The organism is Nonomuraea sp. NPDC005650 (assembly GCF_040605375.1).
GTDB lineage: Bacteria > Actinomycetota > Actinomycetes > Streptosporangiales > Streptosporangiaceae > Nonomuraea.
In genome coordinates this window covers 113503-136137 of record NZ_JBEXCR010000002.1, presented here as the reverse complement: position 1 = coordinate 136137, position 22635 = coordinate 113503, and the positions used below count along the sequence as shown (strand labels likewise).

Sequence of the window (22635 nt, the reverse complement as noted above, 5' to 3'; positions counted from 1 at the left end):
GCCGGTGCAGTCCTTCGTGCTCACTCACCCGGCGCGCTCAGGCTGAGCCGGGCGAGGCGCTCCGGGTCGGTGAGGATCTCCACCGCGACGATCCTGCCGTCGGCGACGGTGAAGCTGAGCACCGACCGCGGCTGGCCGTTCTCCCTGCTGACGAGCCCGACGGCCCCGTTGACCAGCACCGGCTCCACCGTGTACGTGGTGCTGAACCGCCGGAAGTTCGCCGCCTGACTCGCCACGGCCGCCGCGCCGTTAATCGTCCACATCCCGCCCGCGGCCACGGCGCCCGCGTCCACGCGCATCACCACGTCCGGGTCGAGGATGCCGAGCAGCGCCTCGAAGTCGCCGCCGCGCGAGGCGGCCAGGAAGGCGTCCACGACCTGGCGCTGCCGGCCCAGATCGGGGTCGGGCGGCGGGACCGTCCCCCGTACGCGCTGCCGCGCCCGGCTCGCGAGCTTCTTGGCCGTCGCGGGAGTGCGGTCCACGATCGGCGCGATCTGCTCGAACGGCACCGCGAACATGTCGTGCAGCACGAACGCCAGCCGCTCCGCGGGGCTGAGCGACTCCAGCACCACGAGCAGCGCCAGCCCGACCGAGTCGGCGATCAGCGCCTGCTGCTCCGGGTCGCCCCCGTCCTCGCGGCTCACGACCGGGTCGGGCAGCCGCTGCTCCAGCGGGGCCTCGCGCCGTGACGTACGCGTGCGGAGTATGTCCAGGCAGACCCGGCCGACGACCGTGGTGAGCCAGCCCCCCAGATTGTCGATCTCAGCCGAGTCCGTCCGGCTGAGCCGCAACCACGACTCCTGGACGGCGTCGTCGGCCTCGGCGAGGGAGCCCAGCATCCGGTAGGCCACCGCCTTGAGATGGGTGCGGTGCTCCTCGAACCGGTTGGCAAGAAAGTCGTCGGCGTCCACGGTCACATCCTCCATCAGGGCTTTTGCCTACTTGACGAGATGGACCCGCCAAAGGTGACCGGAGTCCGCGGTCACCTTCCCCTCTCCCGCTTCGTCATAGCCCCCGAAGTCTCAGAAACGGGAGAAGTCATGACACTGAATGAGCTGCGGAACGCCGTGCAGGGCGAGGTGCTGCTGCCGGGAGACGGGGAGTTCGACGCGGCCGCCAAGGCGTGGAACCTGACGATCGCCCAGCCGGTGGCCGCCGTGGTCACGGCCGAGGACGCCGACGACGTGGCGGCACTGGTTCGGTACGCCCGCAAGGCCGGACTCACGGTGGCGGCCCAGCCCAACGGCCACGGCGCCTCCGGCGACACCGACGGCGTGATCCTGCTGCGTACGGGCCGTCTGAACGGCGTGGACGTGGACCCGGGGCAGCGCGTGGCCAGGGTGGGCGCGGGCGCCCGGTGGGGCCAGGTGCTCCAGGCGGCCGGGCCGCACGGCCTGACCGGGCTGGCCGGCAGCATGCCGGCCATCAGCGTGGTCGGCTACACGCTGGGCGGCGGGTTGTCCTGGTTCGGCAGGAAATATGGCTGGGCTTCGGACTCCGTGCGCGCCTTCGACGTCGTGGACGCCGACGGCGACCGGTCGCGGGTGACCGCCGGCTCCGACCCGGACCTGTTCTGGGCCCTGCGGGGCGGCGGAGGCGACTTCGCGCTGGTGACCGCCGTGGAGTTCGACCTGCATCCTGCGCCCGAGCTGTACGGCGGGCGGGTGATGTGGCCGGGCACGCGGGCGGCGGAGGTGTTCGACGCGTACCGGCGGATCACCGAGGCCGCGCCGGACGAGCTGTCGGTCTGGTTCCACCGGGTCCAGCTCCCCGACGCGCCGCCCATGGTGGCCGTGGACGCCGCCTACCTGGGTGACGCCGCCGAAGGCGGAGCGCTGCTGGCCGCCCTGGACAAGATCGACGGGGCGATCGTGGACAAGCGGGCCGCGCTGCCGGTCGCGAACCTGGCCGACATCACCGCCGAGCCGACCGATCCCGCTCCGGCCATGGCCCGCGCCGAGCTGCTGACGGAGCTGGACGAGTCGGTGCTGCTCGACGCGCCGCTCGCGCCGCTGCTCAGCCTCCAGTTGCGGCACCTGGGCGGCGCGCTGGCCCGGGAGCGGCCCGGCGGCGGTGCCCGGGGCGCGGTCGCGGAGCCGTACATGGTCTATCTGGTCGGTCTCGGCCTGCCGCACCTCAAGGACGCGGTGGCGGCCAGGCGGGCGGGGCTGGTCGGGGAGCTGCGCGTCAGCGGGCGCAAGCCGTACACGTTCCTGACCGCGGGGGAGCGGGCGGCGGACGCCTTCGACGAGGGGACGCTGGCCCGGCTGCGCGAGATCAAGCGCGCCCGCGACCCGCGGGGCGTCTTCCGCGCGAACTTCCCGGTCGGTGCCTGACCGGGAAGTTCGCGCGGGGCGGGCTACTTCTTCTCCTCCATGGCCACGGTCACGGTGTCGGTCTTGCCGTCCCGCTGGTACGTGACCGGCACCTGCTGGCCCACCTTGAACCCGCGGACCTGGCCCACCACCGTGTCGCCGCCGGAGACCACCGTGTCACCGATCTTGGTGATCAGGTCCCCCTGCTTCAGCCCGGCCTTCGCGGCCGGGCTGCCGGCGCTCACCTGGCGGACCAGCGCGCCGGGCACGTCCCCGGTGGCGTCGGTGACGCTCACCCCGAGGAAGGCGTGGGTCACCTTGCCCTTGCTGATGAGCTGCTCGGAGACCTGCTTGGCGGTGTTCACGGGGATCGCGAAGCCGAGGTTGACGCCGTCGGCGGCGACCGCGCTGTTGATGCCGACCAGCTCGCCGGCCGCGTTCACCAGGGCGCCGCCCGAGTTGCCGGGGTTGATCGCCGCGTCCGTCTGGATCATGCCGCCGAGCGTGGTCGGCTCGCTCTCCTGAGCCTGCTCCTGCCCGCCGCCCCAGCCCGGCGGGAGCTGCTGGCCGCCCTGGCCGCCGTTCCCGGCGGTCACGGTACGGTCGAGCGCGCTGATGATGCCCGACGTCACCGTCCCGTCCAGGCCGAGCGGGCTGCCGATGGCCAGCACGTCGTCACCCACCTTGAGCTGGTCGCTGTCGCCCAGCGTGACCTTGGCCAGCCCCGACACGCCCTCGGCCCGGATGACGGCCAGGTCGGTGGCCGGGTCGGTGCCGACCACGGTGGCCTTGGCCGTCTTGCCGTCGCTGAACTTCACCGTCAGCTGCCTGCCCTGCCCGCTCACCACGTGGTTGTTGGTGAGGATCAGCCCGTCCTCCGACAGCACCACGCCGGAGCCCTCGGCGGACTGCCCCTGGATCATCACGACCGACGGCTGCACCTTCTCCGCCACCTGGGCCACCGTGAGCTGGCCGGAGGCCGCGCGGAAGACCGGGCTCGCCACGGTCTTGGTGACGGTCGGGGTCGGCTGCGCGCCGGCGGCGACGTAAGCACCGACGGCGCCGCCCCCGAGCGCGGCCACCGTCAGCGCGGTGAACGCCGCCAGCGCGAGCCCGGCGATCGTCTTGCGCGTGAGCACGAACCCGGCACGCCGCGGCGGCGGAGGCGGCGGCAGCACCGGCCCCGGCCGGGTGAAGCCCCCGGCGGTGGGCGGCGTGACACCGAACTGGCTCCAGCCGCCGGTGCTGTCCTCGCGAGGGGTGTTCGCGTCCATGTCATCTCCTAGAGTCCCGATGACACAAGCGTGGCGAACGGCGGGTAAGTCCTGCTTAAGCCCAAGATACCCGCGTCGGGCGGGCCCTGACACGGGCCTTATCGCCGCAGGCAGCGACGTCCCGGCAGCGGCCGGGACAGGCGGAAAAATCTAGGCGGCCATCGCCGCGATGCCCGATGTCAGCATGGCGATCACGGACTCGAACAGCTCGTCGGGCGGCTCCGCCGCGGCCTCGCCGGCCAGCCGCCGCAGGTGCGGCAGCTCCGCCGACGCCGGCGGCCCCGTCCAGCTCGCCGGGTCGGCGCCGGCGGGCGGGTGGTCGTGCCAGGAGTCCCACACCTCGGCGAACCCGGCGACCTGGAGCACGGTGATCGTCCAGGCCCGGTACGCATCCTGCGGCGCCAGCCCGATGTCCAGGAAGAAGCCCACGAGCGCGTCGTCGGCACGCAGATGGCCGGGGGCCACCAGGTAGGTGAGGTCCTCGGTGTGGGCCAGGGCCAGCATGCCCCGGTGCGAGCGGTACCAGCCCCGCAGCTCCCTGCAGTAGCGGCCCAGGCTCTCCTGCCAGCGCGCCGGGTCGAGGCGCGGGTGCGGCCGGTCGGCCTGGCAGACGGCCATGACCTCGCGCAGCAGGTCGTCGCGGTCGGCGACGTAGTTGTACAGGGCGCGCGGCGAGACCTCCAGCTCGGCGGCGACGTTGCGCATGGTCAGCTCGGCCGGGCCGGACGCGCCGAGGATCCGCAGGGCGGCCCGGGCGATGCGCTCCCTGGTCAGGGTGGGCCTGCCCTTACGTGATTCGGGACGCCTGCGCCGCTGGACAGCCGAGTCTCGCACGGGAACATGCTAGCCAGCTCCTTGAACTTCACACGGCGTTGACTTTAAGCCGTCGAGCCTCCCAAACTTAGGTGAGGCTAACCAGGGAGGAATGGCATGGAATGGTCCATGGTCGTCGGCTACGCGCTCGCCTACGGGCTGGCGATGAGCGTGCTCTTCACGGTGGGGGTGTTCGCCGGGGCGGCGTTGAGCAGGGATTTCCTGCTCAACGACTATCCGGAGGCCATCCAGGAGCGCTACGGCAGGCCCAAGAGCGAACGGGGCCGGCGGGTGGCGCTGTGGTTCGGGGTGATCTTCTGGGGAGGGTGCTGCCTGCCGCTGATGGCGGTCGCGATCCTGCATTTGCGCTCGTCGCTGGGCTCGGACCTGGGGTTCGTGGCGGCGGCGCTGGCCGGGGCGGTCATGTTCGCCACGCTGACGCTGTTCGACCTGGTGGTGGTCGACTGGATCGTGCTCGTGGGGCTGCGGCCCGGGCTGCTGGTGCTGCCGGGCACCGAGGGCATGCCCGAGTACCGTGACCTGGGCTTCCACGCGGTCGCGGCGCTCAAGGGCAGCCCGTTGATCGTGGTGGCCGGGCTGGCCGTCGGAGGCGTGGTCGCCCTGATCGAGGCGATCGCCTGAGCGGGCGGTGTCCGCGACGAGCTCCGGCTCGGGGTGGTTCAGGGTCTAGACTGGCCGGGACAACATCAACTCAAGCTTGTCAGCGCCTGGTAGGTCGGTGGAGCGCGCTGGCGTGCTCGCTCGGTCGCGAGCACGGCCAGACCCGCCTCCGGGCGCGATCGCGGCCGTGTACGGACCGAGCCCCGTACCGAAAGGACCGCGATGTCCACCGACCAGTTCGGGCTCGCCGAGGGCGACTACGTTCCCGACCCCGATGGCGACACCACCCTCCTCCTCGACGGTTTCTACGACCACCTCGCCCGCGAGCACGACGATCTCGTGGCCGCCATGCGGGCCCGTCACGAGGAGCTCGAAGCGGCGAACCGGCACCTGATCGTCGACGAGCCCGCCCGCCACAACCTGCGCATGACCCTGGCCCTCGTGGCCGCGTACGAGCTGCTCCTGCCCAGGCTGGGACGGGCGGCGACGATCGAGGCCGTGCGGGTGGCGTTCGTCGAGCCGCTCGGCGAGGCCACGCGGCACGGCACCCGGGCCATGCTGGACACCGCTCCCGACCCCTTCCTGGCCATGGTGGCCGTGTCCAGGTCGCGCGAGGAGCACGCGTTCGGCAAGGGGTTCGTCTTCGACCGGCCGGTCGAAGACGACCAGCGCTACCACGTCGACGTCCGCCGGTGCTTCTACCACGACGTGCTGGTCGCCAACGGGGTCCCCGAGCTGACCCCGGTCATGTGCGCGTTCGACGCCAACTGGATCGAGGCCATCGAGCCCGACAGGCACGGCTTCGGATTCGAGCGCCGCACGACCATCGGCCTGGGCGGCACCCACTGCCCGTTCCATTTCACCCGTAACCAGGGCTGACCTGGCAGGACGGGCTCGCGTTCGGTCGCGGGCCCGTCCTGGCTTGCGTACGCCAATCCCTTATGCGTACAGTGTTCGCATGACGAGGACAACGTACACAAATCGCTGGTTGATCTTGGTGGTGCTGTGCCTCAGCACGCTCGTGCTGGTGATCGACAACATGGTGCTCTCGGTGGCGATCCCGCCGCTGACCGCCGACCTGGGCGCGAGCGCGCAGGACATCCAGTGGATCCTGGATTCGTACATCCTGGTCTTCGCCGGGTTGCTGCTGACGGCGGGCAGTCTGTCCGACCGGTTCGGCAGGCGCAGGGTCATGGTCATCGGGCTGACCCTGTTCGGCGTGGCCTCGCTGGCGGCCTCCTACGCCGCCGACCCGGTGACGCTGATCGCCGCCCGTACGGTGATGGGCATCGGCGGCGCGCTCATCATGCCGAGCACCCTGTCGATCCTGATCACCGTGTTCGACGAGCAGGAGCGGCGCAAGGCGATGGCCGCCTGGAGCGCGGTCGCCATGGTCGGCCTGGTCGGCGGGCCGGTGCTGGGCGGCGCGCTGATCGCCTGGTTCTGGTGGGGCGCGGTCTTCCTGATCAACGTGCCGATCGCGGCACTGGCCATCGTCGCCTCGCTGGTGCTCATGCCCGAGTCCAAGGGCCCGCGGACCAGGCCCGACCCGATCGGCGCCGTGCTGTCCGTGGCCGGCATGTCGGCCCTGGTCTGGACGATCATCGAGCTGCCGCACGGCCTGTCCGTGCCGGCGCTGGCCGTGGCGGTCGTCGCGCTGGCCGGGTTCGTGGTCTGGGAGCTGCGGACGCCGTCGCCCATGGTCCCGCTGCGCCTGTTCCGCAACCGCACTTTCAGCGGCGGGAGCTTCTCGCTCACCCTGGTCCAGATCGGCAACGGCGGCCTGCTGCTGGTCCTCACCCAGTACCTGCAGTACGTCCTCGGCTACACGCCCACCGAGTCGGGCCTGGCCTTCATCCCGATGGCCGTCGCCTCGCTGGCCTGCAACACCCTGGGCGCGACCCTCGGCACGCGGATCGGCAACCGCCGGCTGATCGTCACCGGGTTCGCCGTGAGCGCGGCCGGATTCGGCCTGCTGAGCACCCTGGACCAGTCGAGCGGCGTGACCACCGCGGCCGTGGCGCTGCTCCTCATGGGGGCCGGCGGCGGCCTGGCCATGCCCGCCGCGGTCTCCGCCCTCATGGGCACGATCCCGGCCGAGCACGCCGGCGTCGGCTCGGCGCTGAACGACACGATCCAGCAGGCCGGCGCTGCCCTCGGCATCGCCGTCCTGGGCAGCGTGCTCGCCAGTGCCTACACCACCGCGATGCCAGCGACCGCCCCTGCGGCGGCCCGCCTGTCGATCGGGAGCGCGCTCGGCCTCGGCGACGCCGGGATCGCGCAGGCCGCCCGCGAGGCGTTCACCACGGCCATGTCGTCCGCCTTCCTCATCAGCGCCGCCGGCGTGGTGGCGGCCGCCGTGCTGGCCCTGCTGGTGATGCCCAAGAAGACCGCCCTGAGCAACTGACCCTTGAAGCTCCGAAGGAGAGAGATCATGAACCTGAACCGGACCTCCACGGGCGACACCGGAGGCTTCTCCACCGACTATTGGCAGCGGCGGCTCGACGAGCTGTGCGCCGCCCACCACGTGCCGGGCGCGACCCTGGCCGTGCTGGCCGGCGGGAGCATCCACGAGCTGGCCACCGGCGTCCTGAACCGCGCCACCGGCGTGCCGATGACCCCCGACTCGGTGTTCCTGTCCGGCTCGATCGCCAAGGTCTACACCGCGACGCTGGTCATGCGCCTCGTCGGCGAGGGCAGGCTGGACCTGGACGCCCGGGTGGTGGACGTGCTGCCGGAGTTCGCCACGCCCGACGAGGAGGCCACCAAGGTGATCACCGTCCGGCAGCTGCTCAGCCACACCGGCGGGGTCACCAACGACTTCACCCACGACTCGGGCCGGGGCGACGACTGCCTGGCCAAGTACGTCGAGGCCGCCCGGGGCGTGGCCCTGGACTGCCGGCCCGGCACGGCCGTCTCCTACGGCAGCCTCGGCTACGTCGTGCTCGGTCGCCTCGTCGAGGTGCTGACCGGCAGGACCTGGGACGAGGCGCTGCGGGACCTGGTGTTCACGCCGCTCGGGCTCGAACGCTCCATGACGCTGCCGGAGGAGGCGCTGCGGTTCCGCGTGGCCATGAGCCACCTGGGCGAGCCGGGCCAGGACCCCGACCCGGCGCCCGTCTGGGACCTGATGCCGCGCTCCGCCGGCCCGTACGGGCGGATCATCACCTCATCCGGCGACCTCGTCCGCTTCGCCCGGATGCACCTGGCCGGCGGCCTCGCCCCCGACGGCACGCGCGTCGTGCCCGCCGACGCGGTGGCGGCCATGCAACGGCGCGAGGTGGACGTCCCGGACAAGTGGACCGTCAGCGCGGACGGCTGGGGGCTGGGCTGGACTCTCTACGACTGGGATGGCGTCTTCGGCTACGGCCACGACGGCGCCGCCATCGGCCAGTACGCCTACCTGCGCGTCGTTCCGCAGGCCGGCGTGGCCGTCGCGCTCATGACCAACGGGGGCGGGGCCCGGCCGGTGTACGCCGCCCTGTTCCGCGAGCTGCTGTCCGAGCTGGCCGGGGTACGCATGCCGGACGCGTTCGGCCCGCCGGCGCAGCCGCCCGTGGTGGACATGACGCCGTTCGTGGGCACGTACAGGCGCGAGGGCGTCGTCATCACGATCAGCCCGAGCCGGATCCGGTACGAGTTCGTCGACGGCATGAAGGACCTGTCGCCGCCGCTGGAGGCCGACCTGACCCCGGTCTCGGAGACGGTGTTCGCCGCCTCGGGCATCGGCGCGTCGTTCAGCGAGGACTACATGCCCGTCGTCTTCTCGACCCTGCCCGGCGGGGCCCTCGTGTGCTACGTCGGGATGCGCGCCACGCCGAAGGTCTCCGGCTGATTTCTTCGGCGGGGTGTCGATTCCGGCGGATCCCGTTCCTCGTACCGGTGCAGGATCGTGAACGAGAGAAGGGAACGGCGATGCGCAAGCTCATGGTGACCATGTTCGTCACACTGGACGGCGTCATGCAGGGGCCGGGCGGCCCCGACGAGGACCGCGACGGGGGCTTCGAACACGGCGGCTGGACCGTGCCCCACTTCGACGAGGACCTCATGCGGGTGATGGCCGCGATCGTCGACCGGGGCGCCGCGCTGCTGCTCGGGCGCAGGACGTACGACATCTTCGCCGCCTCCTGGCCCCTCGCCCCGGCCGACGACCCGTTCGGGGCGAAGCTGAACAGCATGCCCAAGTACGTCGCGTCGCGCACGCTGTCCAGCGTGACCTGGCAGAACTCGACCCTGCTCACCGGCGACGTCGCCAAGGCGGTCGCCGAGCTCAAACAGGGGGAGGGCGGGGAGATCCAGGTCCACGGGAGCGGCGACCTCGTCCAGACGCTGATCGAGCACGATCTCGTCGACGAGTTCCACCTGCTGGTCTTCCCGGTGCTCCTGGGCTCCGGCAAACGCCTCTTCGCCCACGGCACCGTCCCGGCCGGCCTCCGGCTCACGAACAGCACGACGTCGGGCAGGGGGGTCATCGCGGCAACCTACGAACGCACAGGCACCGTCGCCTACGGCGCCATGGGCCCAGAAACCGGCAACTGGTAACTCTCACACCCACCCAAGCCACCCACCCACCCGCCCCACGCCCGCTCACCCGGGCCCACGACAGGCGCACCCGCCAGCTCGGCCGCCCGAGCGGCCGGCAGCTCCGCCAGCTTGGGCCAGGCAGGGCCGCCCGGGTTCCGGCAGTTCCGCCGCCCCGGGGCCACGGCAGGCCCGCATGGCCGCCCGTCGGCGTGGGGCCACGGCAGCTCGCCCGGGCACGTGGCTGCTTGTCAGCTCGCCCGGCCGTCCGCTCACCTGGGCCTACGGCGGGCGCGCTTGCCATCGGGCCGCCGGGCGCCCATGGGCCGGGGCCTTGCCATCGCGCCGCCCGCCATCGGGTCGCCTGGGCTTCCGGCAGGCGCTCGCCAGTTCGGCCGCTCGGGCTTCCGGCAGCTCCGCCGACCTGAGGCCACGGCAGGCCCGCATGAGCGCCCGGCCGCAAGCTGAAGCGCTTGTTGTTGGGTGGGCGCCGCCGGGGGGCGATGGTGTGGGGGGTCAGACGCGCAGCAGGGATGGCCAGGTCTTCGGGCCGACGACGCCGTCCGCGCCGATGCCTTCCGACTGCTGGAAGCCGCGGACGAGCTCGACGAGCCCCGGGTCGCAGCGGGTGGACGTGAGCCAGTCCTCCAGCCCGGCCTGCGCGTAGGCGGTCACGGGAACTCGGCCCCGGGCGAACAGGCAGCCTCTGACGGTCTTGACGTCAAAGTTGTCGTCGCCCGGCCGGATCATAGGCAGTTGCTTCACGATCTCCTCCGTCCAGGATGGGGCAGGCGCGGGGGCGCCGTCGATGAGGGCGGCGACGGCCGCCCGGAACTCGTTCATGTCGATGGAGTGGGGGTCCGGCTTGGAGGAGTTGACCTCCCGGTGCGCCTTGACGCGCGAGGCGGGCAGGCCGAACTCGCGGCACAGCTCCGCGCAAAGCCGGATGTACGCGTCCTTCTGGACGTCGGGCCAGGGCTGGGTGCCGTCGTTCTCCGCCTCGATGCCGAGCGAGGCGGAGTTGGTGTGCATCGCGGACGTCGAGGGGGCGTTGTGCCAGCAGCGTCCGGCGGCGATGACGTAGATGTGGCCGGATCGGCCGAGCCCGAAGTGGGACAGCGGCCCGTCGAGGCCGGGGCGACCGTCGCGGACCACCGCGAGCGACGGGTAGTCGCCGCCGCCGGCGGGACCGGCGGTGTGGTGGCACACGATGCCCTGCACCCCGGGCTGCGGCCCGTGGCCGCGGGTCTGCCACCCGGCCACCTCGGTCACTGGGCGTCCTGTGCGGCGGGCGACGTCGGCCAGCTGGGTCAGGTACGGCATGGGGACCTCCCTCAAGCTTTTCGATGAGTCTCGCAACCGCCGATTAACAAAAAGTAGCCATGTGATTGCGTTATGTGATCAATGCAGGTCAATGGGTAATTGCCTCACGGATCGGCGCTCTCGGCCGGGCGGGGGGAGGCGAGGCGGCACCGTCGCGCGGGCGATGGAGCGGGAGACGTCGTCGCTGGTCAGACGTCCAATGGGGATCCATCGCCGGGTGTTGCGGGCGGTGACGCGGTGGATGACTACGGCTTTCGTGGTGGTGCGAGGGCGGATGCTGACGGATCATTAGCATGCCCTACTTGCCTGCGATCGGGGGAATCGAACGCGCTGAAGCTCAGCCCGAGGCGGCTCGCCAGGGCGAAGGCACGGCGTCCGCGTAGGCGACCTCGCGGGCCCCCGCGAACGCGGCCAGCTCGGCCACCGCCTCCCCGACGGCCCGGACGGAGACCTCGTCGCCGGGTAAGCCCGGCTCCGGGAACACGCCCTCGATCTCCAGCACCTGCTTGCGCCGGTCGAAGCGGGGCACGAGCCGGCCGATGAGCCGCTCGCCGTGCAGGATCGGCATGATGTAGTAGCCGTAGCGCCGCTTGTGCTTGGGCACGTACATCTCCGTACGGAACCCGAAGCCCCACAGCCGCTCGGTGCGCGCCCGATCGCAGATGAGGTTGTCGAACGGCGACAGCAGTGTGGTGCGCGGCTCCCAGTCGCGCTCCAGCAGCTCGAGGACGTCGCCGTGCACGTGCCAGCGCTCCGTGCCGCCCTCGACCTCGGCCGTCACCACGCGGCCCGAGCGCCGGAGCTCGTCCAGGACCTCGGCGAGATCGGGATAGCGGTCGCGGATGAAGTGGCGCTCGACGTCGGCCACGCGGGCCACGCCCAGGGCGCGCAGCGTGTGCTCGACCGCCAGCGACACCGCCTCCCGCGGGGGCAGCGGCGTGGCGTCGGCCCACGCGGGCAGCCAGCGCTCGGCCAGGTCCCAGTGGCGCGTGCGGCCCACCCGGCCCGCGACCATGATGTGGCCCTGAGACCACAGGAAGTCGAGCATCCGCTCGACGCTGCGGCCGTTGGTCCACCCGGACGACTGCCAGGGCACGCTCGTGACGTCGTCGAACGCCCCCGGCGGCAGCGGCCCGCCCGCGCGTAACCGGTCGAGGACGTGCTGCCGCAGCCCGTCGTTGGCCTCCATCCAGCCGCGGACCCGCTGTGCGTAGGGGGACTCGCCCCGCGCGTAGCCGCGCATCATGACGTGGTGGATCGGGTAGTCCTCCGCCAGCACGATCGACGCGGCGTGCGCCCAGTATTCGAAGAGCCAGCGCTCCCGCCACAGCAGCGTGTCGAGGTCGGCGGGGTCGTAGCGGCCGAGCCTGCTCCAGAGCACCAGCAGGTGGCTGCGGGCCACCGCGTCGATCGGGTCGAGCTGCAGGCACCGCAGCGTGCGCAGCACCTGCCGCAGCCCCTCGACCCCGCCGCCGGGGCGCGGGCCGGCCAGGTGCTGGCACGTCACGGCCAGGCGTCGCGCGCTCTCCAGGCTGAGGGCCAGAGGGTTCGGCATGGCTGGCAGCTTACTCGAAAACACGTTCGCACGGGACGTGCTCAGATCGTCTTCGACAGCGTCTCTGCGCCCATCGCGACCAGCGTCACGGTCACCGAGACGACACCCACCACGAGGAACGGAACGAGCCTGGAGCCCGCGCCGCGCCACATCGCATACTCCTGCACGAACCTGGAACAGACCGTGGCGCAGCCGATGACGGCCGTCACGATCACGCCGGTGGTGCTCGGCCCCCCGACCATGTCGGCGACCAGGAAGAAGTAGATCAGCTCGAAGGCGATCAGCGTGATCGCCGTGAGCGGCCCCCACTCCCGCCACACCGACCTGCCCCGCCCGGCGTCCGCCCTGGCCCGGCGCGCCGTTCGCCGCCGCTGCCGCTCGGTCAGGCGCCGGCGCGGCTCCGGAGGCTCCGACGCGAACCTGCCCGCCCGCCGCCGGGCGCGCTTACTCAGCCGCCGTTCGATGGTTCTGCTCGTGCCCATGTCCGCCTCTCCCCCGGGGGCCCGTGCTAATGGAGGAACGAATGCGGCGATCGCGAGGTTCCGCCGCCCGGCACGGGTCAGGGGCGCCGTCCGGTACGGGTCAGGGCGGCTACCCGGTACGGGTCAGAGTCGCCGCAGGCCGCGGATCAGCGCGTCGAGCGCGGCCGGGTACGCGTGGGCCGGCGGCGTGGCGTACCCGACGACCAGCGACGGCGGGTACCGGTCGCGGTCGCCGCGCACGTACTCGCCCAGCGGGTGCACGTCGACCGAGGCCGCCCGCGCCGCCTCCACGACGGCCCGCTCCGACGGCGCGGACGGCAGTTCGAGCACGGCGTGCAGGCCGGCGTCGATGCCGCGTACCCGGACGTCCGGCAGGCCCGATCGCACGGCCGCGACCAGCGTGTCCCGGCGCCACCGGTAGCCCCGGCGCACCGTGCGCAGGTGGCGGTCGTAGTCGCCCAGCTCGATCATGCGCGCGAGGGCCAGCTGGTCGAGGTGCCGGCTCTCGTGCGCCCGGCGCTTGGCCTCGGCGAGCGGCTCCAGCAGCAGGGGCGGGCAGGCGATCCAGCCCAGCCGGACGGCGGGGCCGATGGTCTTGCTGGTCGAGCCCGCGTACACGATCCTGGACGGGCGGCGGGACTGGAGCGCGGCGATCGGATGGCGGTCATAGCGAAACTCGCCGTCATAGTCGTCCTCGACGATCCAGCCGAGGCTGTCGTCCGCCCATTCCAGCAGCTCGGAGCGGCGCTCCGGCGCCATGCTCATCCCCAGCGGGAACTGGTGCGCCGGGGTGCAGACGGCCACCTCGGCGCCCGAGGCGCGCAACGCGTCCACGCGCAGGCCCGCCGCGTCGACGGGGACGGCGGCGACGCGCAGCCGCCCGGCCAGGAGACGGACGTGGTCGCCCATGGCCGGGTCCTCCATGCCCGCCGTACGCACGCCCAGCTCGGTGAAGACCTCCGCCAGCAGGCCGAGCGCCTGGGTGTAGCCGGAGCAGACGACCAGGTTCGCGGGGTCGACCCGGACGCCGCGGGTCCGGCCCAGGTACGACGCCAGCACCGTACGCAGCTCGATGCGCCCCCGCGGGTCGCCGAAGCCGAACGCCTCGGTCGGCGCCTCCCGCAGGACGTGCCGCATCGCACGGGCCCACGCCTCGCGCGGGAACGCGTACGCGTCCGGCCGCCCTGGCCGCAGGTCGTAACGTGGTGCGGCGGCTTCCGCCAGGCCCTCCGACGCTCCCGAACGAGCCGGGGTCTCGGCGGTGCCCGCCGCCACGCGGGTGCCTGAGCCCTGCCGCGCCGTCAGCCAGCCCTCGGCCACCAACTGCTCGTACGCCTGCGTCACCGTCCCCCGCGACAGCCCGAGCTGGGCGGCGAGATCGCGGCTCGACGGCAGGCGCGTGCCGGCCACGAGCCGCCCGCCGCGGATCGCGGCCCGCAGCGACTCCTCCAGCGCCCTGCCACGGGAGCCCCAGCCGGGCAGCTCCAGCAGGAGCTCGGGCCCGAGCGCGTCCGTCATGCGAATGGTCCAATTTTCCGGCCGATGACTGGACCATAATACTGAGACAGTTGTCTCCTAGCCTGGCCGTGCGAGCGTCGATCCGCCCGACCGCCCCCGCCGCCTAACGCAAGGAACCTCCCTCATGCACGTCTTCGTCGCCGGTGCCACGGGCGCCATCGGCCATTACCTCGTCCCAGGGCTGATCGAGGCCGGTCACCGCGTCACGGGCACCTCCCGCGCCGACTCCGGCCTCGACCGGTTGCGCGCCCAGGGCGCCGCCGCCGTACGGCTGGACGTCTTCGACGCCGAGGCGGTCGCCCGCGCGGTGGCCGACGCCGCGCCCGACGCGATCGTCCACCAGCTGACCGCGTTGAACGGCGGCACCCCCGCCGACAACGGCCGCATCCGCAGGGTCGGCACCCGCCACCTGGTCGACGCCGCCAAGCGGGCCGGCGTGCGCCGCATCGTCGCCCAGTCCATCGCCTGGGCGTACGAGGCGGGCGACGCCCCGGCCACCGAGGACACGCCGCTGGACGTGACCGCGCCCGCCCCGCGCTCGGCCGTGATCGGCGGCGTCCAGGCGCTGGAAGAGGCGGTCGCGGAGCTGGCGGAGCACGTCGTGCTCCGCTACGGCCTCTTCTACGGACCCGGCACGTGGTACCGGCCCGGCGGCCTCGTGGCGGACGTGCTGCGTAACGGCGGCCCCACCGACGACCCGGCCTCGGTCTTCGTCAGCGGGCTGGCCGCGGACGACGCGGTCAGCTCGTTCGTGCACGTCGAGGACGCGGCCGAGGCCACCGTCGCCGCGCTCGGCTGGCCGGGCGGCACCGTCAACATCGTGGACGACGAGCCCGCCCCCGCCCGCGAGTGGCTGCCCGCGCTGGCCGCCGCCGTCGGGGCCCCCGCCCCCACTCCCACCGGCGGCCGCGCCGGCTGGCAGCGCGGCGCCGACAACGGCCTGGCCCGCTCGCTCGGGTGGACGCCCCGGCACGCCACCTGGCGCACCGGGTTCGGGGGTTAGCCGCACTCGTTGTCCGGATGTGGCCGCGCCGGCCGGGGTCCGGATCAGCGTCAACTTCTCCAGCCACCTGCAGGCCATCCGCGCATGACGTACATCTGGGACATGACCACCTACTCCGCCGTCGTCACCACCGGCATCTACTGCCGGCCCGGTTGCGGGGCCAGGCCGTTGCTCGGGAACACGCGCACGTACGAGCATCCGGCCGCCGCGGAGGCCGCGGGGTTCAGGGCGTGCCTGCGCTGCCGGCCGTACCGGGTGGCGGCCTCGGTCGAGGCGGGCGCGCCGGAGCTGGTCTGCCGGGCGTGGCAGCTGATCATCGACGGCGTGCTGGACGGCGGCACCGAGGCGGCGCTGGCGACGCGGATCGGCCTGTCGCAGCGGCACCTGCGCCGCTTGTTCCTCAAGTATCTGGGCGCGACGCCGGACCAGCTCGCGCGTTCGCGGCGGGCGCACTTCGCCCGGCGGCTCCTGGACGACTCCGATCTGACGGTGCTCGATGTGGCCTTCGCCTCGGGGTTCGGGAGCCTGCGGCAGTTCAACCGGACCATGCGGGAGGTGTTCCGGGCCGCGCCGTCCGACCTGCGCGAGCGGCGGCGCCGCGCGGACCGGCTGGTGGCCGACGGCGGGCTGGTGCTGCGGCTGCCGTTCGTGCCCGGCTACGACTGGGCCGCGGTACGGGACTTCCTCGCCGTACGGGCCGTGCCGGGGGTCGAGGAGGTGGACGGCGACACCTACCGCCGCACGATCACCGTGGACGGCGCGCCGGGGGTGCTGGAGGTGTCGCCGGGCGGCGAGGGACACCTGCTGCTGCGGGCCCACCTGCCGTACTGGGAGGGGCTGATCCACGTGGTGGGGCAGGTCACGCGGCTGCTCGGCGTGGAGGCCGACCACGGGGCCGGGGTGGCGGCGCTGTCGGCCGACCCGGTGCTCGGACCGCTGGTACGGGCCCGCCCGGGGCTCGCCGTGCCGGGGGCCTGGAGCGCCCTCGACATCGGAGTCCGGGCCGTGCTCGGGCGCGGCAGGACGCCGGGGGAGACCGCGGACCGGCTCGGCGCGCTCGTGCGCACGCTGGGGACGCGGGTGCCCGGGCTGCCCGGCGGCCTCACGCACACCTTCCCGGAGGCGACCGCGATCGCCAAGCGGATGGAGGAGCACGCGACCGGCACACAGGCGGGGAAGGGCGCGGCAACGGGGTCGGAGACGGACGTGATCACGGCGCCGACGAGGTCGGAGGCGGCCGTGATCGGGGCGCTCGCGGGGGAGGAGGCGGCTGTGGTCACGACGCCGGCGGGGGAGGAGGCGGCGGTGGTCGGGGCGCCGGCGGGGGAGGAGGCGGCTGTGGTCGGGGCGCTGGCGGCCGATGTGGCCGGTGAGCACGAGGTGCTCGACCACGGCACGGGCCCGGACACGATGGCCGCCCTGCCCTACGCCGATCGCGACCTGCGCCACGACCTGGCCTTCCGGCTCGGCCACCCCGACGCGTTCCCCCTGGCCGACCCCGCTCTCCGCGCCGCCCTGGAAGATCTCGGACTCGACCCCGCCACCTCCATGGACCGATGGCGCCCCTGGCGGTCGCTGGCGGCGGCCCACCTGATGGCCCACGGCGACGCCCTCTAGTCGGCGCCCCACCAGCCGCGGCGGGCGGCGAGCAGCCCCGCCTGGAAGCGGGTACGCGCCCCGAGCCGGTCCATCAGCTCGCTGACCCGCCGGTGCACGGTCCGCAGGCTCACGCCGAGCTGGCGCGCGACCGCCTCGTCCTTGAGCCCGGCCGCGAGCAGCGTGAACAGCTCCGGGTCGGGTAACTCGGCCGGGCCGGAGGGAAGGGCCGCGACCGGCCTGGCGGGCAGCGGCAGTGCCGAGCGCCACAGGACCTCGAACAGCGTGACCAGCGCGTCGAGCAACGTCGAGGAGTGCACGATGACCGCGCTGTCGGCATGCGAGCTCGCGGCGGTGCTCAGCGGCAGGATGGCGGTCTTCCGGTCGGCGATGGCCAGCTTCATGGGGACCTGGGGGCTGATCCTGGCCTGCTCGCCGGCGGCCACCGCCTCCTGGGCGAGACGCAGCTTGCCGGGGATCTCCAGGGCGGCGGCGTCGTAGATCCCGCGCACCAGCAGGCCGTGCGCGAGGCGGTCCATCTCGGCGGCGTTCTGCTTGCCGGGGTCCTGCGCGTACGGCGGCCGGTCCAGCACCAGGAGCTCCTCGGTCGCGATCTGCTGCAGCTGCGTGAACCGCTGCACCACCGCCGCCTGGCCCTGCACGACCTCGACCAGCTCCTCGGGGGCCTGGTTCTCCGTACGCGGCGTCTCGGCGAGCAGCGAGAGGGCGGCCAGCCGCGCCTGGGCCAGCCCCTCCTCGCGGCGCGAGATGAGGGCGGCCACCGCGACGTCGGGCCGGGTCGGCAGGAACCGGGCCGGGCGGCCCGCCATGCGGCTGACCAGGCCCAGTGCCTCCAGCCGGGAGACGGCCCGGCGCAGCGCCACCGTGCTGCGGCCGCTCCGCGCGGCCAGCTCGGGCAGCGTGGCGCGGGGCCGGCGCAGCAGGTCGCGGTAGATCCGCTCGTCCTCGGCGTCCACCCCGACGGCGGCGAACGCGTTGTCATCGGTGTCCATGATCCGCAAGTGTGTCAGATGCCTGCAATGTCACAAACCCGCCATCCAATTGCCTGGCCTGGGCGTTCCTCTCCCCGATAGGACGGACCCGTAAGTCCGGCCTATCGGGGAGGCAGCGTTGAAGAAGGCATTCACCATCGGAGTCGCGACCGCGCTGGCGGTCCTGTCGGCCGCCGGGCCCGCCGTCGCGGTGGACGAGCCTGACGACTTCGGCTCCGGCCGCTGGCGTCAGCCGGCCTGCCAGACCGTCACCGGCGACGGTTCTGTGACGTACACGCGCAACGACGGCAGGACGATCGCGCCGACCAGCCAGGTGCTGCGGCCGGTCGTCTACACCACCGGGCTCGTCGCCCTCGACCGCCCGGACGAGATGCTCGCCATGTCGAACAACGCGCTGCTGACCTCGAAGGACGCGGGCTGCACCTGGACGACGGCAGGCAAGCTGAACGGCCGGCAGACCGAGCTGGTCGCGGCCCGCGGCGGCCGGGCCTACGCCTGGGACCGCGACGGCAACCTCACCCTCGCCACCTCGGGGGGCGTCACCCCGCTCACCTCACCGGCCGGCGAGGTGGCCGGGCTCGGCGTCCACCGCTACCGGGACGACCACCTGCGGGTCTCCGACGGGCGCGGGCAACTGTACGACTCGCGGGACGGCGGGCGCACCTGGCGGCCCGTCGGGGTGCCCGCCTGGGGGCAGGGCGACCTCGTCATCGTCTACACGGCGGTGTTCGACCCGTACGACCTGAACCACGTGGTGGTGGGCGGCTCGGACACCGGCGCCCGCGTCACCTTCGACGGCGGCCGGACGTGGACCGCCTCGACCGGCCTGAGCCAGGCCGGCGGCAGGGTCAACGTGTTCAGCGCCGCGATCTCCCCGGCCGCCCCCAACGTCGTGTACGCGATGGGCCTCGACATCGGGGAGTCCGAGGCGGGCGCGCCGTCCGGCGGCCGGCACATCTACCGCTCGTTCGACGGGGGCCGCCGCTTCGCCCCGGTCGTGGACCAGGGCAACGGGGTCACGATCCCCAACGGCCCGCTGCTCGCCCCCCACCCGACGGACCCCGGAGTGGTCTACTTCGACTTCGGCACGGGATGGGCGGCGACCGGCACCGACATCTACAGGTACGACTCCCGCCAGAACCGGGTCACCATCACCCACAACGCGTACGACCGGGTCACCTCCATCGCGTTCAACCCGTCGAACCCCAAGGTGATGTACCTGGGGGTGGCCGAAGAGGTGTAGCGGGGAAAGCAACCGACCGGCCCCCGTCAGTCGGGGGCCGGTCGAGCGCTGGGACCCTGGTCAGCGGACGGTCTCGCCCGTGGCGCTGAGGTCGCGGCGGAAGGACTCCGGCGCCTTCCACACCGCGAACATCGTGATCAGGGCGCCGAGCATGACGTACCCGGCGACCAGCGGCCAGCGGGAGCCGTCCGCGCCGGCCAGGGCCGTGGCGACGAACGGGGTCAGGCCGCCCGCGAAGATGGAGGCGATCTCCCGGCCGGCCGCGGCACCGGTGTAGCGGCGCTCGGCGGGGAACAACTCGGCGAAGAACGCGGGCTGGATGGCGTTGATGGCGTTGTGCCCGAGGTTCAGTACCAGCACGTAGCCGAGCACGATCAGCACCATCGAGCCGCTGTGCAGCATCGCGAAGAACGGGAAGGCCATCACGAACACCACGACCGCGCCGAAGAGGTAGACCGGACGCCGCCCGATCCTGTCGGAGATCGCGGCGAACACGCCGTGGCTGACGAAGGAGAGCACGGCGGCGATGAGGATCGCGTTGTTCAGCTGGCTCTTCTCCAGGCCGAGCGCGCTGCTGCCGTAGGACAGGGCGAACACCGTGAGCAGGAAGTACGGCAGCGCCTCGGCGAAGCGCAGGCCGACGATCAGCAGCAGGTTGCGCCAGTCGTCCACGAAGATCGTACGGATCGGGCCGTGCTTGGGGCGCGCCGCCTCGACCGCGCCCGGCTCGCCCTCCTTGTCCGCGGCCACGGCTTCGGTGAAGACGGGGGTCTCGTGCAGGCTGCGCCGCATCCAGAACGTCACGATGAGGACCACGGCCGACAGCAGGAACGGGATCCGCCATCCCCAGCTCAGCAATTGCTCGTCGGAGAGCGTGTAGACGTAGGCGAAGACACCGGTGATGAGGATCTGCGCCGAGAAGCCGCCGGTGTTGGGCCAGGCGCTGAAGAAGCCGCGCCGGTTCGGCGGCGCCGACTCCAGCACGATGATCATCGATCCGCCCCACTCACCCCCGACCGCGAACCCCTGCAGCAGCCGCAGCGCAATCAGCAGGATCGGCGCCCAGATCCCGATCGTCCCGTAGCCCGGCAGCAGTCCGATGAGGATGGTGCTGAGGCCCATCACGACGAGCGTGACCATCAGGGTGGACTTGCGGCCGTGCCGGTCGCCCCGGCTGCCGAAGAAGAGCCCGCCCAGGGGCCTGGCGAGGAAGCCGACGGCGAACGTGCCGAAGGCGGACAGCGTGGCCACGAAGCCGCTGGCGTCGGGGAAGAAGACTTTGGGGAAGACGACGGCGGCCGCTGTCCCGTAGACGAGGAAGTCGTAGTACTCCAGCGTGTTGCCGAGGAAGCTGGATGCCGTGACCTTCCACGTATAGCGAAGGTCTGACTTCGGAAGGGTCGCGACCATGGCGCCTCCCTTTCTGCCGGCGGCTTCTGTTTCCGCAGTGGTTCAGTTGTCGCACACTATTACTTGGGAGACGGTTAACCGTCAACGGTCATCGGTTAACGTTGACCGTATGGAGTTGTGCGGGATAGTCTCCGTTCGGCGAAGAACCTTCGGGCGGGAAGACGAGAGGAGAGCTGGTGACGATCACCAATCCCCTGCGTAATCCACCGCTCGGGGACCAACTGCTCATCCAGCTTCGCTCGCTCATCGTGCGTGGCGAGCTGATCGTGGGGACGCACCTGGTCGAAGGCAGGATCGCGGAGCAGTTCGGGGTGAGCCGCGGGCCGGTCCGCGACGCGCTTCGCCAGCTGGAGATCGAAGGACTGGTCGAGACGCGCAAGAGGGGGGTCTTCGTGCGCGGGCTGTCCGACAAAGATCTCCAAGAGCTTTACTCGTTGCGCGGCGCCCTGGAGAGCCTGGCCATCAAGGAGGCCATCGCCCGCCTCGACGCCGCCGACTGGGTCCCGATCGACGAGGCCGTCGAGCAGATGCGGGCCGCCGCGGACGACCGCGACGCCGCCAAGTTCGCCGCCGCCGACCTCGACTTCCACAGCGGCTTCTACGTGATCGGCGACAACCGCTGGCTGACCGCCACGTGGGGGCTGCACCGGCCGCTGTTCGCGGCGGTGCTGGAGATCACCAACACCGCCCGTGACCTGGTCCCGGTCGCGCAGGACCACGCCGACCTGCGGGACATCATCCGCTCGGGCGACGTCGGCGCCGCGCTCTCCGCGCTCACGCTGCACCTCGACGGCTCCTGCGACCGGATCCGCGCGACGCTGATCGAGCGGGAGCGCGCACAGCCCGGCCTCTAGCACTTCCCCCGCACCGCCCGCCCTCCGCGCCGGACCGCCCGTCCCAGGTCCGGGGCCGTCTTTCGCCTGCCGCCACCTCCGCCTGCACCGACTCCTCCGCACCGACTCCCTCGCCTGCACCGACTCCTGCGCCTGCCACCACTCACGAGCCGAGGCCCGCAGCGCCTCGTCAACGACCGGAACCATCGACGAACCGAGGCCTTGCCATGCCAGAAAACACCCGACGCCGCGCCGAGATCCTCGCCGCCGTCCCGACCTTCTTCGACGAGGCGGGCGAGCTCGACCACGCCACCGCCAAGGCGCACTTCACGGATCTCGCGAGCCGCGTCGACGGTGTCTTCGTGTGCGGCACCACCGGCGAGTTCCCGGCGCTCGACCGTGCCGAGCGCCGCGCGGTGACCGAGACCGCGCTGGCCGTGTTCGGTCCCGACCGGGTCGTGGTGCACGTCGGCGCCGCGGCCACCCGGGAGTCGGTGGCGCTGGCCCGCGACGCCGTCGCGATGGGGGCACGCAGGCTGGCCGCGCTCACCCCGTACTACCTGCCCGCCGACGACGGCGCCGTGCTCCGGCACTTCGCGGCCGTGACCGCCGCGGCCGGCCCGGCCGCCGTCTACGGCTACCTGTTCAGCGAGCGCTCCGGCGTGGTCGTCGAGCCCGCGGACTTCGCCGCGATGGCCGCCGAGACCGGGCTGGCCGGGGCCAAGCTGAGCGGCCTGGCCGCCGACCGGTTCGCCGAGTACCGTGCGGCGCTGCCCGCGTCGGCCGGGCTGTGGTCGGGCTCGGACACCCGGCTCGCCGAGGTCGTACGCGGCGGCGGCAACGGGGTCGTCTCGGGTCTGTCCTCGGCGTTCCCCGGCCCGTTCGCGCGGCTCGCCGACGCCGTGGCCAGTGGGGACGCCGACGCGGAACGTTCCGCCCAGGCTCAGGTGGACGAGGTGCTGGCCGCGCTCGGCGGCACCGTGGAGGGCATCAAGCTGGCGCTGAGCCGGCTGGGCCGCGGCACCGGCGCCCTCCGCATGCCGGCTCCCGAGATCGGCCCGGACCAGCGGGAGCGCATCGCGCGGCTGGCCGGGACCGCCCGATGACCGTGGCGC

Annotated in this window: 20 protein-coding genes; 11 read left to right on the top strand and 9 right to left on the bottom strand. The window is 72.7% G+C overall.

Annotated features, from left to right (window positions below):
* Positions 1-20: 20 nt before the first annotated feature.
* Positions 21-911 (bottom strand): RNA polymerase sigma factor SigJ, encoded by an 891-nt coding sequence (gene sigJ / locus ABZS69_RS03420; protein WP_355366908.1) that lies wholly within the window; start codon positions 909-911, stop codon positions 21-23.
* A gap of 129 nt (positions 912-1040) precedes the next feature.
* Between sigJ and ABZS69_RS03415 the strand changes: the two genes are divergently transcribed.
* The gene (locus tag ABZS69_RS03415) at positions 1041-2336 is read left to right on the top strand and encodes an FAD-binding oxidoreductase (protein ID WP_355365721.1); all 1296 of its coding nucleotides are present in this window, start codon (positions 1041-1043) and stop codon (positions 2334-2336) included.
* A 23-nt stretch (positions 2337-2359) separates the two neighbouring features.
* Here the strand turns inward: ABZS69_RS03415 and ABZS69_RS03410 are convergent, their stop codons facing one another.
* Both ABZS69_RS03410 and ABZS69_RS03405 read right to left on the bottom strand, forming a co-directional pair.
* Positions 2360-3589: a trypsin-like peptidase domain-containing protein gene (locus tag ABZS69_RS03410; protein ID WP_355365718.1), complete on the bottom strand. Its 1230-nt coding sequence runs from the start codon at positions 3587-3589 to the stop codon at positions 2360-2362.
* A 150-nt stretch (positions 3590-3739) separates the two neighbouring features.
* On the bottom strand, positions 3740-4423 hold the full coding sequence (locus ABZS69_RS03405; protein ID WP_355365715.1) for a TetR/AcrR family transcriptional regulator: 684 nt from the start codon (positions 4421-4423) through the stop codon (positions 3740-3742).
* A gap of 96 nt (positions 4424-4519) precedes the next feature.
* Between ABZS69_RS03405 and ABZS69_RS03400 the strand changes: the two genes are divergently transcribed.
* The 5 genes from ABZS69_RS03400 (at position 4520) to ABZS69_RS03380 (ending at position 9565) form a co-directional block, all read left to right on the top strand.
* Positions 4520-5044, top strand: a complete 525-nt coding sequence (locus ABZS69_RS03400; RefSeq protein ID WP_355365712.1) for a hypothetical protein — start codon at positions 4520-4522, stop codon at positions 5042-5044.
* Positions 5045-5245: 201 nt separating this feature from the next.
* Positions 5246-5902, top strand: coding sequence for an L-2-amino-thiazoline-4-carboxylic acid hydrolase (locus tag ABZS69_RS03395; protein ID WP_355365709.1), 657 nt, complete (start codon positions 5246-5248; stop codon positions 5900-5902).
* A 79-nt stretch (positions 5903-5981) separates the two neighbouring features.
* Positions 5982-7430: an MFS transporter gene (locus tag ABZS69_RS03390; protein ID WP_355365706.1), complete on the top strand. Its 1449-nt coding sequence runs from the start codon at positions 5982-5984 to the stop codon at positions 7428-7430.
* 27 nt (positions 7431-7457) lie between these two features.
* Entirely contained in the window at positions 7458-8858 is a 1401-nt protein-coding gene (locus ABZS69_RS03385) for a serine hydrolase domain-containing protein (protein WP_355365703.1), read from the top strand.
* An 80-nt stretch (positions 8859-8938) separates the two neighbouring features.
* Positions 8939-9565, top strand: a complete 627-nt coding sequence (locus ABZS69_RS03380) for a dihydrofolate reductase family protein (protein ID WP_355365700.1) — start codon at positions 8939-8941, stop codon at positions 9563-9565.
* 495 nt (positions 9566-10060) lie between these two features.
* On the opposite strand, the gene ABZS69_RS03375 is transcribed toward ABZS69_RS03380, so the two are convergent.
* The 4 genes from ABZS69_RS03375 to ABZS69_RS03360 form a co-directional block, all read right to left on the bottom strand.
* Positions 10061-10867, bottom strand: coding sequence for an N-acetylmuramoyl-L-alanine amidase (locus tag ABZS69_RS03375; protein WP_355365697.1), 807 nt, complete (start codon positions 10865-10867; stop codon positions 10061-10063).
* Positions 10868-11204: 337 nt separating this feature from the next.
* Positions 11205-12422 (bottom strand): crosslink repair DNA glycosylase YcaQ family protein, encoded by a 1218-nt coding sequence (locus ABZS69_RS03370; RefSeq protein ID WP_355365694.1) that lies wholly within the window; start codon positions 12420-12422, stop codon positions 11205-11207.
* Between the two features lie 41 nt (positions 12423-12463).
* Positions 12464-12904 carry a hypothetical protein gene (locus ABZS69_RS03365; protein WP_355365691.1) on the bottom strand — a complete coding sequence of 147 codons (441 nt, stop codon included), beginning with the start codon at positions 12902-12904 and terminating at the stop codon, positions 12464-12466.
* Between the two features lie 123 nt (positions 12905-13027).
* Complete coding sequence (locus ABZS69_RS03360) at positions 13028-14422, bottom strand: PLP-dependent aminotransferase family protein (protein WP_355365688.1); 1395 nt, start codon at positions 14420-14422, stop codon at positions 13028-13030.
* Between the two features lie 124 nt (positions 14423-14546).
* On the opposite strand from ABZS69_RS03360, the gene ABZS69_RS03355 reads away from it, so the two are divergent.
* Together ABZS69_RS03355 and ABZS69_RS03350 are read left to right on the top strand one after the other, a co-directional pair.
* On the top strand, positions 14547-15425 hold the full coding sequence (locus tag ABZS69_RS03355; protein WP_355365685.1) for an NAD(P)-dependent oxidoreductase: 879 nt from the start codon (positions 14547-14549) through the stop codon (positions 15423-15425).
* A gap of 84 nt (positions 15426-15509) precedes the next feature.
* Complete coding sequence (locus tag ABZS69_RS03350; RefSeq protein WP_355365682.1) at positions 15510-17042, top strand: AlkA N-terminal domain-containing protein; 1533 nt, start codon at positions 15510-15512, stop codon at positions 17040-17042.
* On the opposite strand, the gene ABZS69_RS03345 is transcribed toward ABZS69_RS03350, so the two are convergent.
* The gene (locus ABZS69_RS03345) at positions 17039-18034 is read right to left on the bottom strand and encodes a helix-turn-helix domain-containing protein (RefSeq protein WP_355365679.1); all 996 of its coding nucleotides are present in this window, start codon (positions 18032-18034) and stop codon (positions 17039-17041) included. The genes ABZS69_RS03350 and ABZS69_RS03345 overlap by 4 nt on opposite strands.
* A gap of 118 nt (positions 18035-18152) precedes the next feature.
* Here ABZS69_RS03345 and ABZS69_RS03340 point away from each other — a divergent pair, with 118 nt between their 5' ends.
* On the top strand, positions 18153-19277 hold the full coding sequence (locus ABZS69_RS03340) for a hypothetical protein (RefSeq protein ID WP_355365676.1): 1125 nt from the start codon (positions 18153-18155) through the stop codon (positions 19275-19277).
* A 60-nt stretch (positions 19278-19337) separates the two neighbouring features.
* Here ABZS69_RS03340 and ABZS69_RS03335 read toward each other — a convergent pair whose 3' ends face one another.
* Positions 19338-20687, bottom strand: coding sequence for an MFS transporter (locus ABZS69_RS03335; protein WP_355365673.1), 1350 nt, complete (start codon positions 20685-20687; stop codon positions 19338-19340).
* A gap of 176 nt (positions 20688-20863) precedes the next feature.
* On the opposite strand from ABZS69_RS03335, the gene ABZS69_RS03330 reads away from it, so the two are divergent.
* Positions 20864-21541: a GntR family transcriptional regulator gene (locus tag ABZS69_RS03330; protein ID WP_355365670.1), complete on the top strand. Its 678-nt coding sequence runs from the start codon at positions 20864-20866 to the stop codon at positions 21539-21541.
* Positions 21542-21747: 206 nt separating this feature from the next.
* Entirely contained in the window at positions 21748-22626 is an 879-nt protein-coding gene (locus ABZS69_RS03325; protein ID WP_355365667.1) for a dihydrodipicolinate synthase family protein, read from the top strand.
* The last annotated feature ends 9 nt before the right edge of the window (positions 22627-22635 follow it).

Excerpts from the sequence above, each read along its gene's own strand:
- ABZS69_RS03415 (WP_355365721.1), top strand. The coding sequence starts at position 1,041 with ATGACACTGAATGAGCTGCGGAACGCCGTGCAGGGCGAGGTGCTGCTG.
- ABZS69_RS03410 (WP_355365718.1), bottom strand. The coding sequence starts at position 3,589 with ATGGACGCGAACACCCCTCGCGAGGACAGCACCGGCGGCTGGAGCCAG.
- ABZS69_RS03400 (WP_355365712.1), top strand. The coding sequence starts at position 4,520 with ATGGAATGGTCCATGGTCGTCGGCTACGCGCTCGCCTACGGGCTGGCG.
- ABZS69_RS03395 (WP_355365709.1), top strand. The coding sequence starts at position 5,246 with ATGTCCACCGACCAGTTCGGGCTCGCCGAGGGCGACTACGTTCCCGAC.
- ABZS69_RS03390 (WP_355365706.1), top strand. The coding sequence starts at position 5,982 with ATGACGAGGACAACGTACACAAATCGCTGGTTGATCTTGGTGGTGCTG.
- ABZS69_RS03385 (WP_355365703.1), top strand. The coding sequence starts at position 7,458 with ATGAACCTGAACCGGACCTCCACGGGCGACACCGGAGGCTTCTCCACC.
- ABZS69_RS03380 (WP_355365700.1), top strand. The coding sequence starts at position 8,939 with ATGCGCAAGCTCATGGTGACCATGTTCGTCACACTGGACGGCGTCATG.
- ABZS69_RS03375 (WP_355365697.1), bottom strand. The coding sequence starts at position 10,867 with ATGCCGTACCTGACCCAGCTGGCCGACGTCGCCCGCCGCACAGGACGC.
- ABZS69_RS03370 (WP_355365694.1), bottom strand. The coding sequence starts at position 12,422 with ATGCCGAACCCTCTGGCCCTCAGCCTGGAGAGCGCGCGACGCCTGGCC.
- ABZS69_RS03365 (WP_355365691.1), bottom strand. The coding sequence starts at position 12,904 with ATGGGCACGAGCAGAACCATCGAACGGCGGCTGAGTAAGCGCGCCCGG.
- ABZS69_RS03360 (WP_355365688.1), bottom strand. The coding sequence starts at position 14,422 with ATGACGGACGCGCTCGGGCCCGAGCTCCTGCTGGAGCTGCCCGGCTGG.
- ABZS69_RS03355 (WP_355365685.1), top strand. The coding sequence starts at position 14,547 with ATGCACGTCTTCGTCGCCGGTGCCACGGGCGCCATCGGCCATTACCTC.
- ABZS69_RS03350 (WP_355365682.1), top strand. The coding sequence starts at position 15,510 with ATGACGTACATCTGGGACATGACCACCTACTCCGCCGTCGTCACCACC.
- ABZS69_RS03345 (WP_355365679.1), bottom strand. The coding sequence starts at position 18,034 with ATGGACACCGATGACAACGCGTTCGCCGCCGTCGGGGTGGACGCCGAG.
- ABZS69_RS03335 (WP_355365673.1), bottom strand. The coding sequence starts at position 20,687 with ATGGTCGCGACCCTTCCGAAGTCAGACCTTCGCTATACGTGGAAGGTC.
- ABZS69_RS03325 (WP_355365667.1), top strand. The coding sequence starts at position 21,748 with ATGCCAGAAAACACCCGACGCCGCGCCGAGATCCTCGCCGCCGTCCCG.